This window comes from Streptomyces sp. NPDC101225 (assembly GCF_044767585.1).
In the GTDB taxonomy this organism is placed as follows: Bacteria; Actinomycetota; Actinomycetes; order Streptomycetales; family Streptomycetaceae; genus Streptomyces.
Genome location: NZ_JBIWOE010000003.1, coordinates 74,303 through 87,565, shown reverse-complemented (window position 1 = coordinate 87,565; position 13,263 = coordinate 74,303). Strand labels below are relative to the sequence as shown.

General features: G+C 71.5%; 9 protein-coding genes. 3 read left to right on the top strand and 6 right to left on the bottom strand.

Annotated features, from left to right (window positions below; genetic code table 11):
* A partial coding sequence (locus tag ACIRPX_RS05245; RefSeq protein ID WP_404188482.1) for an ATP-binding protein occupies positions 1-2,799 on the top strand: 2,799 nt, incomplete at its 5' end.
* A gap of 12 nt (positions 2,800-2,811) precedes the next feature.
* Positions 2,812-3,399: a two-component system response regulator gene (locus tag ACIRPX_RS05240; protein WP_404188479.1), complete on the top strand. Its 588-nt coding sequence runs from the start codon at positions 2,812-2,814 to the stop codon at positions 3,397-3,399.
* Between the two features lie 14 nt (positions 3,400-3,413).
* On the opposite strand, the gene ACIRPX_RS05235 is transcribed toward ACIRPX_RS05240, so the two are convergent.
* Together ACIRPX_RS05235 and lepA are read right to left on the bottom strand one after the other, a co-directional pair.
* Complete coding sequence (locus ACIRPX_RS05235; RefSeq protein ID WP_404188477.1) at positions 3,414-5,288, bottom strand: AMP-dependent synthetase/ligase; 1,875 nt, start codon at positions 5,286-5,288, stop codon at positions 3,414-3,416.
* A 249-nt stretch (positions 5,289-5,537) separates the two neighbouring features.
* Entirely contained in the window at positions 5,538-7,406 is a 1,869-nt protein-coding gene (lepA, locus tag ACIRPX_RS05230; RefSeq protein ID WP_404188474.1) for a translation elongation factor 4, read from the bottom strand.
* Between the two features lie 222 nt (positions 7,407-7,628).
* Here lepA and rpsT point away from each other — a divergent pair, with 222 nt between their 5' ends.
* Positions 7,629-7,895 carry a 30S ribosomal protein S20 gene (gene rpsT / locus ACIRPX_RS05225; RefSeq protein WP_404188471.1) on the top strand — a complete coding sequence of 89 codons (267 nt, stop codon included), beginning with the start codon at positions 7,629-7,631 and terminating at the stop codon, positions 7,893-7,895.
* A gap of 346 nt (positions 7,896-8,241) precedes the next feature.
* Here the strand turns inward: rpsT and holA are convergent, their stop codons facing one another.
* The 4 genes from holA to ACIRPX_RS05205 form a co-directional block, all read right to left on the bottom strand.
* Positions 8,242-9,231: a DNA polymerase III subunit delta gene (holA, locus tag ACIRPX_RS05220; protein ID WP_404188468.1), complete on the bottom strand. Its 990-nt coding sequence runs from the start codon at positions 9,229-9,231 to the stop codon at positions 8,242-8,244.
* 267 nt (positions 9,232-9,498) lie between these two features.
* Positions 9,499-9,744 carry a hypothetical protein gene (locus ACIRPX_RS05215; protein WP_404188465.1) on the bottom strand — a complete coding sequence of 82 codons (246 nt, stop codon included), beginning with the start codon at positions 9,742-9,744 and terminating at the stop codon, positions 9,499-9,501.
* Positions 9,745-9,830: 86 nt separating this feature from the next.
* The gene (locus ACIRPX_RS05210; protein WP_404188462.1) at positions 9,831-10,634 is read right to left on the bottom strand and encodes an arylamine N-acetyltransferase; all 804 of its coding nucleotides are present in this window, start codon (positions 10,632-10,634) and stop codon (positions 9,831-9,833) included.
* A gap of 4 nt (positions 10,635-10,638) precedes the next feature.
* Positions 10,639-13,212, bottom strand: a complete 2,574-nt coding sequence (locus tag ACIRPX_RS05205) for a ComEC/Rec2 family competence protein (RefSeq protein ID WP_404188459.1) — start codon at positions 13,210-13,212, stop codon at positions 10,639-10,641.
* Positions 13,213-13,263 lie beyond the last annotated feature (51 nt).

Here is a 13,263-nt window from a genome sequence, read left to right as displayed (position 1 = left end):
GGCACCGAGGGCAACCTCGGCGGCCAGGCGCAGGTGCGCGGCGTCTCCGGCGTCTGGAAGGACCTCACCGACAACGTCAACTTCATGGCGCTGAACCTGACCTCGCAGGTGCGCAACATCGCCCAGGTCACCACCGCCGTCGCCAACGGCGACCTCTCCAAGAAGATCACCGTCGACGCCCGCGGCGAGATCCTGGAGCTGAAGGACACCGTCAACACGATGGTGCAGCAGCTGCGCGCGTTCGCCGACGAGGTGACCCGGGTCGCCCGCGAGGTCGGCACCGACGGCCGGCTCGGCGGCCGGGCCCAGGTCCTCGGTGTCTCCGGCGTGTGGCGGGACCTGACCGACAACGTCAACTACATGGCCGACAACCTGACCTCGCAGGTCCGCAACATCGCCCAGGTCACCACCGCCGTCGCCAACGGCGACCTCTCCAAGAAGATCGACGTCGACGCCCGCGGCGAGATCCTGGAGCTGAAGACCGCCATCAACACCATGGTCGACACGCTGTCCTCCTTCTCCTCCGAGGTCACCCGCGTGGCCCGCGAGGTCGGCTCGGCAGGCCAACTCGGCGGCCAGGCACGGGTCGAGGGCGTCTACGGCACCTGGAAGCGCCTGACCACCAACGTGAACGAGCTCGCCCTCAACCTCACCACCCAGGTCCGCGCGATCGCCGAGGTCGCCTCCGCCGTGGCCCAGGGCGACATGTCCCGCTCGATCACGGTCGAGGCGCGCGGCGAGGTCGCCGAGCTGAAGGACAACATCAACCTGATGGTGTCCAACCTCCGCGAGACGACCCGCGCGAAGGACTGGCTGGAGTCCAACCTGGCCCGTCTCGCGGCCCTGATGCAGGGCCACCGCGACCTGATGGAGGTCGCCGACCTGCTGCTGCGCGAGCTGACCCCGCTGGTGAACGCCCAGTACGGCGCCTTCTTCCTGGCCGACCCGGGCGAGGACAGCACCTCGCTGCGCACCTCCGTGCCCGCGAAGGGCCTCGCCTTCATCGCCGGGTACGGCTCGGCGCAGGGCGCGACCGTCGAGACCGGCGGCCTGCCGGTGCACGGTCTGGTGCAGCAGGCGGCGCGCGAGAAGAAGCGGATCCTCGTGGAGGAGGCCCCGCCGGACTACATCAAGATCAACAGCGGTCTCGGCGAGGCGGCGCCCACCAGCGTCGTCATCATCCCGATCCTCTTCGAGGACAAGCTCCTCGGCGTGATCGAACTGGCGTCCTTCTCCCGCTTCTCCGACGTGCACCTGGCCTTCTTCGACCAGTTCGTGAACACGATCGCCGTCGCCATCAACACGATCATCGCCAACTCCCGTACGGAGTCGCTGCTCGGCGAGTCCCAGCGGCTGGCCATGCAGCTCCAGGAGCGCTCCGACGAACTCCAGATGCAGCAGGCGGAGTTGCAGCGTTCGAACGCCGAACTGGAGGAGAAGGCGGCGCTGCTGGCGACGTCCTCCCAGTACAAGTCGGAGTTCCTGGCCAACATGTCGCACGAGCTGCGCACCCCGCTCAACTCCCTGCTCATCCTGGCCCGGCTGCTGTCCGACAACCCGGACGGCCATCTCACCGACCAGGAGGTGCAGTTCGCGGCGACGATCCACCGCTCGGGCTCGGACCTGCTCCAGCTGATCAACGACATCCTGGACCTGTCCAAGATCGAGGCCGGCCGGATGGACGTACGCCCGAAGAAGCTGCCGCTGATCAAGCTGCTCGACTACGTCCACGCCACGTTCCGCCCGCTCACCCTCGACCGGGGGCTCGCCTTCGAGGTGTCGGTCGGCGAGGACGTGCCGCGCGAGATGTTCTCGGACGAGCAGCGGCTGCAGCAGATCCTGCGCAACCTGCTGTCCAACGCGATCAAGTTCACCGCGACGGGCCGGGTCGAGCTGCGGGTGAACCGGGTCAAGGACCCGGAGCACCTCGGCGCCCACGAGGGGGAGCACGTGATCGCCTTCGCGGTCTCCGACACCGGCATCGGCATCGCGGCCGAGAAACTCCCGGTGATCTTCGAGGCGTTCCAGCAGGCCGACGGCACCACCAACCGCAAGTACGGCGGCACCGGCCTCGGCCTGTCCATCAGCCGGGAGATCGCGGGTCTGCTCGGCGGCCGTATCGTCGCCGAGAGCGAGCCGGGCAAGGGGTCCACGTTCACGCTGTACGTGCCCGTCGTCAGCCCCGGCCACACGGCCCCCGGGCCGGTCACCGGGGAGCACGCGCCGCCGGTGCCCCAGCAGGTGTCCACCGAGCCGTTCACCGCCTCGCACGACACGGACGACGCGTGGCCGGCGCCCACCAAGCTGGAGGCGTGGAAGACCGGCCGGGCGGGTCAGGTGCTGCCCGGGCGGCGGGTGCTGATCGTCGACGACGACATCCGCAACGTCTTCGCCCTCACCCATGTCCTCGGCCGGGTCGGCATGCCCGTCCTGTACGCGGAGAACGGCCGCGAGGGCATCGAGACCCTGGAGCGCAATCCGGACGTCGAACTCGTCCTGATGGACATCATGATGCCGGAGATGGACGGTTACGAGACCATCTCCGCCATCCGCCGCACCCCCCGCTGGGCCGGCCTGCCGATCGTCGCCCTCACCGCGAAGGCGATGCCCGGGGACCGGGAGAAGTCCATCGCGCGAGGTGCCAACGACTACGTACCGAAGCCGGTGGACGTCGATCTCCTGCTGACGGTCGTGTGCGCGCTCCTGGACCCGGAGGGCGCGCACGACTCCGTCGAGACCGCCGCGACCGAACCCGGCGCACGCGCGGAAGCAGCCGTTCCGCCACCGACCGAATCATGAGGCACCGTCACCATGAGCGCTGAGGCAACGACCGACGAGCGCGCCAGCATCCTCCTCGTGGACGACATGGAGGACAACCTGATCGCGCTGGAGGCCGTCCTGGGGTCCCTCAACGAGCCGCTGGTACGCGCCCGTTCGGGCGAGGAGGCGATGAAGGCGCTGCTGCGGCAGCACTTCGCCCTCGTCCTGCTGGACGTGCGCATGCCCGGCATGGACGGATTCGAGACGGCCGCGAACATCAAGCGGCTCGACCAGACCAAGGACGTCCCGATCATCTTCCTGACCGGGGCGGACGACGACTCGGGCTACGCCTTCCGCGGCTACGCCACGGGGGCCGCGGACTACCTGACCAAGCCCTTCGACCCATGGGTGCTCAGGGCGAAGGTCAGCGTCTTCCTCGACCTGCACCGCAAGAACCTGCAGCTGGGGCGGCTGCTCGCGCAGAAGCAGGCGGACGCCAGGGCGGACCACGGGCAGGCGGGCCGCAGACTGGCGGAGCTGGAGGCCGATCTGGACGGCGAGGACCCCCCGGACCGGGACGCGCTGCGTGCCCGGATCCGGGAGATCCGTCGGCTGGTGGACAGGGGCCGCCCGGGCTGACCCCCGCTCCTCGTCTACGCCTCCCGCGTGCCGGCGTACATCTCGTCGATCAGGTGCTTGTACTCCCGCTCGACGACCGGCCGCTTCAGCTTGAGGCTCGGCGTGATCTCACCGTGCTCCACGTCGAGGTCGCGCGGCAGCAGCCGGAACTTCTTGATGGTCTGCCAGCGCTGCAGCCCCTCGTTGAGTTCCTTCACATACCCCTCGACGAGGGCGACCGTGGCGGGCGCGGCGACGATCTCGGCGTAGGACCTGCCCTCCAGGCCGTTGTCCTTGGCCCACTCCAGGAGCGACGGCTCGTCCAGGGCGATGAGCGCGGTGCAGAAGTTCCGGTCGGCGCCGTGCACCAGGATGTTGGACACGTACGGGCACACGGCCTTGAACTGGCCCTCGACCTCGGCCGGCGCGATGTACTTGCCGCCGGAGGTCTTGATGAGGTCCTTCTTGCGGTCGGTGATGCGCAGGTAGCCGTCCGGGGACAGCTCGCCGATGTCACCGGTGTGGAACCAGCCGTCCGACTCCAGCACCTCGGCCGTCTTCTCGGGCAGGCCGTGGTAGCCCTCCATGATGCCGGGGCCGCGCAGCAGGATCTCGCCGTCGTCGGCGATGCGCACCTCGGTGCCGGGCAGCGGCTTGCCGACCGTGCCGGTGCGGTAGGCCTCGCCCGGGTTGACGAAGGAGGCGGCCGAGGACTCCGTGAGGCCGTAGCCCTCCAGGATGTGGATGCCGGCGCCGGCGAAGAAGTAGCCGATCTCGGGGGCGAGCGCGGCCGAGCCCGAGACGCAGGCGCGCAGGTTGCCGCCGAACGCCTCGCGGATCTTGGCGAAGACGAGCGCGTCGGCCACCTTGTGCTTGGCGCCGAGCCCGAAGGAGACGGAGGCCGTGCCGGTGCGCCGGAAGTTGTCCTGGGTGGCCTTGGCGTACTCGCGGGCGACCTCCGCGGCCCACTGGAAGATCTTGTACTTGGCGCCGCCGCCGGCCTTCGCCTTGGCCGCGACCCCGTTGTAGACCTTCTCGAAGATGCGCGGGACGGCCGCCATGTAGGTCGGCTGCACGACCGGCAGGTTCTCGATGATCTTGTCCACGCGGCCGTCGACGGCCGTGACGTGACCGACCTCGATCTGGCCGGAGGTGAGCACCTTGCCGAAGACGTGCGCGAGCGGCAGCCACAGGTACTGCACGTCCTCCGGGCCGACCAGCCCGGTCGCGGCGATCGCCTTCGCCATGTACGACCAGTTGTCGTGCGGCAGGCGCACGCCCTTGGGGCGGCCGGTGGTGCCGGAGGTGTAGATGAGGGTGGCGAGCTGGTCCTTGGTGATCTCCTGGACCCGCTCCTTGACCAGCTCGGGGTCCTTCTCCAGCCGGGCGGCGCCACGCGCCTCCAGCTCGGAGAGGGTGAGCACCCCGTCGCTCGTCTCGACGCCGGCCGCGTCGATCACCACGACGTGGGTGAGCGCGGGCAGCTCGCCGCGCTTCTCGGCCACCTTGGCGAGCTGGGCGGCGTCCTCCGCGATGAGCACACGGCTCTCGGAGTCGGCGAGGATGAACGCCGACTCTTCGGCGTTGGTCTGCGGGTAGATCGTGGTCGTGGCCGCGCCGGCGCACATGATGCCGAGGTCGGCCAGGAGCCACTCGACCCGGGTCGAGGAGGCGAGCGCGACGCGCTGCTCGGGCAGGACACCCAGCTCGATCAGGCCGGCCGCGATCGCGTAGACCCGCTCGGCGGCCTGCGCCCAGCTCAGCGACTTCCACACGTCGGGGCCGTCACCGGAAGCGGGTGCCACCGGATAGCGGTACGCCTCGGCGTCCGGTGTGGCGGCAACGCGTTCCAGGAAGAGAGTCGCCACGCTCGGCGGACGGTTCTCGATCAGTGTCTGTGTGTCGCTCACGACATCCTCCGGGGCCCGCGGCAGTGCGGCTGGCTCAGTGCGGCTGGTTTCACTCGCGACGGTTGTTTAACTCGCGAGTAACTATCGAGCAGAGATCAGACTAGAGCCCGACCGGCCGGTGCGTAAGGGGCGGCGGTCTGTTGCTTCGTACAGAGAGCGACGTTACGCGCGCGTAGGGGCTCGCCGCGTTTTCTCACGACGAGCCCCTGTTGTGTCCGGTTTGACGGCGCAGTCGGTCGTTACCCGTGGTTACTTCTTGCCCCTGCCCGACCCCGCGCTGTCATCACTGGAGAGCACCGCGATGAACGCCTCCTGCGGAACCTCCACGGAACCCACCATCTTCATTCGCTTCTTGCCCTCCTTCTGCTTCTCGAGGAGCTTGCGCTTACGGGAGATGTCTCCGCCGTAGCACTTGGCGAGCACGTCCTTGCGGATGGCGCGGATGGTCTCGCGGGCGATCACCCGGGAGCCGATGGCGGCCTGGACCGGCACCTCGAAGGCCTGGCGCGGAATGAGCTCCTTGAGCTTGGCGACGAGCCGGACGCCGTACGCGTACGCCTGGTCCTTGTGGGTGATCGCCGAGAAGGCGTCCACCTTGTCGCCGTGCAGCAGGATGTCGACCTTGACCAGGCTGGAGGTCTGCTCGCCGGTGGGCTCGTAGTCCAGCGACGCGTAGCCGCGCGTCTTCGACTTCAGCTGGTCGAAGAAGTCGAAGACGATCTCCGCGAGCGGAAGCGTGTAGCGGATCTCGACGCGATCCTCGGAGAGGTAGTCCATGCCCAGCAGGGTGCCGCGCCGGGTCTGGCACAGCTCCATGATCGACCCGATGAACTCGGTGGGCGCGAGGATCGTGGCGCGTACGACCGGCTCGTACACGTCGTTGATCTTGCCCTCGGGGAACTCGCTGGGGTTGGTGACCGTGTGCTCGCCGCCGTCCTCCATGAGCACGCGGTAGACCACGTTGGGCGCGGTGGCGATCAGGTCGAGGCCGAACTCGCGCTCCAGGCGCTCACGGATCACGTCGAGGTGGAGCAGGCCCAGGAAGCCGACGCGGAAGCCGAAGCCGAGGGCGGCGGAGGTCTCCGGCTCGTAGACCAGCGCGGCGTCGTTGAGCTGGAGCTTGTCGAGGGCCTCGCGCAGCTCCGGGTAGTCGGAGCCGTCCAGCGGATACAGGCCGGAGAAGACCATGGGCTTGGGGTCCTTGTAACCGCCGAGCGCCTCGGTGGCCCCCTTCTGCTGGCTGGTGACGGTGTCACCGACCTTGGACTGGCGGACGTCCTTCACACCGGTGATCAGGTAGCCCACCTCGCCGACGCCGAGCCCGTCCGCGGAGAGCATCTCCGGCGAGTTCGTGCCGATCTCCAGCAGTTCGTGGGTGGCGCCGGTCGACATCATCCTGATGCGCTCGCGCTTGTTGAGCTGGCCGTCGATGACACGGACGTAGGTCACGACGCCGCGGTAGGAGTCGTAGACGGAGTCGAAGATCATCGCGCGGGCCGGGGCGTCCGCCACGCCGACCGGCGGCGGGATCTCCGCCACCACCTTGTCGAGCAGCGCCTCGACGCCGACACCGGTCTTCGCCGAGACCCGCAGCACGTCGTCGGGGTCGCAGCCGACCAGGTTGGCGAGCTCCTCGGCGAACTTCTCGGGCTGCGCGGCCGGCAGGTCGATCTTGTTCAGCACGGGGATGATCGTGAGGTCGTTCTCCATCGCCAGGTAGAGGTTGGCGAGGGTCTGCGCCTCGATGCCCTGGGCCGCGTCGACGAGGAGGATGGTCCCCTCGCAGGCGGCCAGCGACCGCGAGACCTCGTACGTGAAGTCGACGTGCCCCGGGGTGTCGATCATGTTGAGGATGTGCGTGTGGTTCTCGTCGTGGGTGGGAGCCCACGGCAGGCGCACCGCCTGGGACTTGATCGTGATGCCGCGCTCGCGCTCGATGTCCATCCGGTCGAGGTACTGAGCACGCATCTGCCGCTGTTCGACGACGCCGGTGAGCTGGAGCATCCGGTCGGCGAGCGTGGACTTGCCGTGGTCGATGTGCGCGATGATGCAGAAATTGCGGATCAGTGCCGGGTCGGTGCGGCTCGGCTCGGGCACATTCTTAGGGGTCGCGGGCACGCAGGGTCCTGTCTCTTGAGGCGCCTTATGCCTCGGGTCGGATCGATACGTAGGCTCCATCGTCCCACGGCGGGCGACCGGGGACCGTTTTGGGCCGTCGGGTGGGCCACTGGTAGCCTGGGTGGCTGTGCCTCACGCCTTCTCGGCGCGGGGCGCACCTCAAGAAATCACCTGGCACGGACCGATTGCGGTCCCGTGCCTGAACCTGAAAAGGCTCAATCAGTGGCGAACATCAAGTCCCAGATCAAGCGGATCAAGACCAACGAGAAGGCCCGGCTGCGCAACAAGGCCGTCAAGTCTTCCCTGAAGACCGCGATCCGCAAGGCCCGTGAGGCCGCTGCCGCGGGTGACCGCGAGAAGGCCGTCGAGTACCAGCGCGCTGCCGCGCGTCAGCTCGACAAGGCCGTCTCCAAGGGTGTCATCCACAAGAACCAGGCCGCCAACAAGAAGTCGGCGCTTGCTCAGAAGGTCGCGTCCGTCCAGGGCTGACATCTCTGTGATCTGACCGCCGGAAGGACCCAGAGCGGGCCCTCTCTCATCCGCTCCCGCCCGGCACCCGGAGCCTGTACGCGGCCTGCGTTCGCCACGCGGGTACAGGCTCGACAACGCACACCGAGGACCCCGCCTCCTTGCCCTTCCCCAGGGCGGGGGCGGGGTCTTCGGCGTGTTCGGGGGGCGTGTTAGGTGGGTGTGTTCGGGGGGCGTGTTCGGGGGGCGGCGTGTTAGGTGGCTGCGTTCCGGGGGGCGGCGTGTTCGCCTGCCGGGCCGGGCCGCAGTTTGTGCGGGGCCGCCCCGACACCTCACCGCCCCACCCGGCCCCCGCACGAGCGGGGTTTCAGGTGCGGCCGCGGGAGCGGGCGGCGCGGGCGATCGTGACGACCGCCTTCTCCAGCACGTAGTCCGGGTCGTCGCCGCCGCCCTTGACGCCCGCGTCCGCCTCGGCCACCGCCCGCAGGGCGACGGACACCCCGTCCGGCGTCCATCCGCGCATCTGCTGCCGCACCCGGTCGATCTTCCACGGCGGCATGCCGAGCTCCCGCGCGAGATCCGCCGGCCGGCCCCCGCGGGCGGAGGACAGCTTGCCGATCGCCCGCACGCCCTGCGCGAGCGCGCTGGTGATCAGCACCGGCGCGACGCCGGTCGACAGCGCCCACCGAAGGGCCTCCAGCGCCTCGGCCGCCCGCCCCTCCACCGCCCGGTCGGCGACCTCGAAGCTCGACGCCTCGGCCCGGCCGGTGTAGTACCGCCCGACGACCGCGCCGTCGATGGTCCCCTCCACGTCGGCGACCAGCTGGGAGACGGCCGACGCCAGCTCCCGCAGATCGCTGCCGATGGCGTCGACCAGCGCCTGGCACGCCTCGGGCGTGGCCGACCTCCCGGCCGCCCTGAACTCCCCGCGCACGAAGGCCAGCCGGTCCGCCGGCTTGGTCATCTTCGGACAGGCGACCTCCCGGGCACCCGCCTTGCGCACGGCGTCGAGCAGTCCCTTGCCCTTGGCCCCTCCCGCATGCAGCAGCACGAGGGTGATCTCCTCGGCGGGCGACCCCAGATACGCCTTCACGTCCTTGACCGTGTCGGCCGAAAGATCCTGTGCGTTCCGTACGACCACGACCTTGCGCTCCGCGAAGAGCGAGGGGCTGGTGAGCTCGGCGAGCGTGCCGGGCTGCAACTGGTCCGGTGTCAGGTCGCGTACGTCCGTGTCGGCGTCGGCGGCCCTCGCGGCGGCCACCACCTCCTGCACGGCACGGTCGAGCAGAAGGTCCTCCTGGCCCACGGCGAGCGTCACCGGGGCGAGAGGGTCGTCATTCGCAGTCTTCCTGGCCATCGCGACAAGCATGGCACGGGCCACCGACAACAAGACGTCCACGGCCGCGGACAGGGGGCGCGGGGAACCACGCGACCAGCCACGACCGACCGGCAACCGACCCTCCCTTGAGCCGCGACCGGCCAGCACCCGTCCTTCCCCCGAGCCGCAGCCGACCCGCCGCCGACCCGCCGCCGCGCAGGCGACCCACCGCCGGGCCGCAGCCCGCCCGCAGCCGGCACTCCACGATCAGCTCCCCCGGCTTTCCCCGGCCTTCCCCGCGGAGCGCTACGGCTCCTCGCGCCAGCCCTCCCACTCCCCCGCGAACGCGTCCAGCTCCGCCGGGTCCAGCCGCCCGTCCTCGTCACTCAGCACGACCAGCCACTGCGCGTCCTCGGCGTCGTCCTCGCCGGCCAGCGCGTCCCGCACCAGTTGCGGCTCCTCCGCGACCCCGAACCGCTCCCCCAGCGCCTCGGCCGCCTCCTGCGCGGCGTCGCGGTCGGGCAGCACCAGCACATGTCTCACATCGCTCACGGGCTCATTCTCCGGCACCCCCGCCGGAGGCAGGACGCAGGTCAGTCCGTGCGCACGATCCGCGGCTGGCCCCCTGTGAACCGAATTCAGGATGCCCCGTGCGCATGTCGCACGGTCGGCACATGGTTCAGCTCGATCCCGAACCGCTCCCGGTACACCCCGAGCACCTCCTCGTCGGTGCCCAGCTCACGCTCCTCCCGCACCCCGTCGGCCCCCGTGGTCTTGAAGGTCCGGCCGCTGAGCGTGATCCTCCCTCCGTCCCGCGTCACCTTGGAGCACACCAGCGACTGCACGAAGTGCGACCCGGGCGAGGTGCTGTGCCACCACGCCCCGGCCACGAAGTCGCCCAGCTCGCGCGGCCGCACCTCCAGCCGGTACTGCGGCCCGCCGTTCAGCACGATGTCCAGGTCCGGCCCCGCCTCGGTGATCCGGAACACACCGCCCGGGTCCGTCTGCTCACCCCTGTCCGCGAACGCCAGCGGATAGTGGCTGTGCGCCCCGAACCCCACGTCCGCCAGCCACTGCGCCCCGTCCGCCGTCCGCACCCGCAGCGCGAGGTGGTCGTACGGGATGCCCAGCCGTCCCGCCTTCCCGTGCACCCGCGCGGCGAGCAGGGTGACCTCGAAGCCGAGCGCGCCGAGCAACGCCGCGAACGCGCCGTTGAGTTCGTAGCAGAACCCGCCCCGCCGCGCCCCCACCACCTTGTCCACCAGCCGCCCCTCCTCCAGCACGATCTCCTCGCCGAGGTGGATCGAGAGATTCTCGAAGGGCACGGTCCGCAGATGGCGCAGGTGCAGGTCGCGGAGCACGTCGGCGGTGGGCGCGGTGGGCCGTCCCTCGGGCCCGATGCCCAGGCGGCGGAGATAGCCGTCGATCTCTCGGATATGCATGTCCTCAGTCTGTCGCCACTCGCAGTGCCCCGCCCGCCCCCGCGACGGCGAGCGCTCCGTCCCGGTCCGTGCGCAGCACGACCGCGCCCTCCGCGCGCAGCGCCGCGACCGTGGCGGGAGCAGGGTGCCCGTACGGGTTGTCCTTCCCGCAGGAGATCAACGCCAGCCGCGGCGCCACCCTGCGTATCAGCTCCGGGTCCTGGTGCGCCGAACCGTGATGGGCCACCTTCAGCACGTCCACGCCGGCCAACAGCGCCCCCTGCGGCGACCTCAACAGCTCCTGCTGGGCCGGGGGTTCGAGGTCCCCGAGCAGCAGCAGCCGCAGCCCGGCCGACCGCACCAGCAGGGTGACACTGGCGTCGTTCGGCCCGTCCGGCTCCGGTGCCGGACGCGGCGGGGGCCACAGCACCCGCCAGCTCAGCGCGCCCGTACGCCGCTGCTCCCCCGCCGCGGCCCGGGTCAGCGGGACGTGCCGGGCGGCCGCCTGTCTGCGTACGAACTCCACCTGGTCCGCGGGTTCGTCGAAGCCCGTCGTCTCGATCGCCCCCACCGAACGCCCGCGCAGCACTCCGGGGAGCCCGGCCACATGGTCGGCGTGGAAGTGGGTCAGCACGACCAGCGGGATCCTGGTGATGCCGAGCGAGCGCAGGCAGCGGTCGACGAGCGCCGGATCGGGTCCGGCGTCCACCACGACACCGCTGCCGTCCCCCGCCGCGAGCACGGTCGCGTCGCCCTGGCCCACGTCGCACATCGCGAACCGCCACCCCGGGGGCGGCCATCCCGTGACCACCCGGGCCAGCGGCGGCGGCCGCACCACCACGAGGACGAGCAGCGCTCCGCAGGCCGCACCCAGCCAGGGGTGTCTCAGCAGCCGCCGACCCGCCGTCAGGACGGCCAGCGTGACCAGGGCGAGCAGCCCGGCCCCGGCCCAGCTGCCCGGCCAGTCCACGCCCCCGCCCGGCAGCGCGGCCCCGGCGCGGGCGATGTCCGCGATCCAGCCCGCGGGCCAGCCGGCGCACCACGCGGCCACGTGGGCCGGCGCCCTCAGCACCGGCGCGATCGCCAGCGCCGCGAAACCCAGCACCGTGGCCGGCGCCACCGCGAGCTCCGCGAGCAGGTTGCACGGCACCGCCACCAGGCTCACCCGCGCCGACAGCACGGCCACGACGGGCGCGCACAGCGCCTGCGCGGCGGCCGCCGCGGCCAGGCCCTCCGCGAGCCTCGGCGCAACCCCGCGCCGGCGCAGCGCCTCGCTCCAGCGCGGAGCGAGCGTGAGCAGGGAGCCGGTGGCCAGCACGGAGAGCAGGAAGCCGTAACTCCGGGCCAGCCAGGGGTCGAACAGCACCAGCAGCAGGACGGCGGCCGCCAGCGCCGGGACGAGCGACCTGCGACGGCCGGTCGCCAGGGCCAGCAGCACGACACTGCCGCAGACCGCGGCGCGCAGCACGCTCGGATCCGGCCGGCACACGACCACGAACCCGAGCGTGAGCGCGCCGCCGAGCACCGCCGTCGTCCGCAGCGGGATGCCGAGCCGGGGCGCGAGCCCCCGCCGCTCCACCAGCCGGGCCATGCCGGGCGGCCCGACGAGCAGGGCGAGGATGATGGTGAGGTTGCTGCCGGACACCGCGAGCAGGTGCGTGAGGTCGGTGTCCTTGAAGGCCCTGTCCAGCTCCGGGGTGATCCGCGAGGTGTCCCCGACGACCAGTCCGGGCAGCAGCGCCCGCGCGTCCGCGGGCAGCCCGTCCGTCGCCTCCCGCAGCCCGGCCCGCAGCCGCCCGGCCAGCCGCTGCGCCCCCGACGGCCCCCGCACCACCTCCGGCACGGCCTGCCCGCGCACCCGCAGCACCCCCGCGATCCGGTCGCCGCCGACGGCGGCGGGTGCCGAGCGGGCGTGGACGCGCAGGCGTGTGGAGGGCAGCAACGCGAGCCAGGGCGAAGGCCGTTCGGCCGCGGTCGCCGCGGCGCTCCCACGCGGCCGCCCGGAGCCGGCTCCGGTGCGGGTCCCCACGTCGACGACGAGCAGCACCGGCGCCCGTGTGACCACCGCCGTCCCGTCCGCCTCCCGCACCCGCCGTACCTCCGCGTCCATCAGCACGGAGGGCGGCACGGCGCGGTCACCCCTGATCCGGGGCCGGGTGAGCCGGGGGTCGGAGGTGATCTCGACCTCTGCGGTCACGGAGGCGTACTGCCGCGCCAGCCCGGGCACCGGGCCGCGCCGCACATCGGCTCCGTGCAGCCCCGCGGAGACGGCGGCCCCGGCCACGCACAGCAGCACGGCGGCGACCGGGAGCCGGGTCCGGCGCTCCGGTCCGGACGGTGTCCCGGACGGTTCCGGGCGCGACCCCCGCCGCCGGGCCGTCAGCAGGAGCAGCGCCGCGGCCGCGCAGGTCACCGCGACGCCGACGCCCCGGGCCCACGTCGCGTCGAGCAGTGCCGCGGCGGTCGCCCAGGCCGCGAGCGCGGGCGGTACGAGACGCAGGTCCGCCGGGCCCTCCTGCCGGGGGTGGGCCGCTCCGAGCCGCCCGGCGGCGGCGTGGACGGTCGCGCGCCCGGGTGGGAGAGCGGGGGCGCGCCTCATGGCCGTACGAGCTCGCGGAGATCGGCGAAACGGCGGGCGCCTACGTGTAGA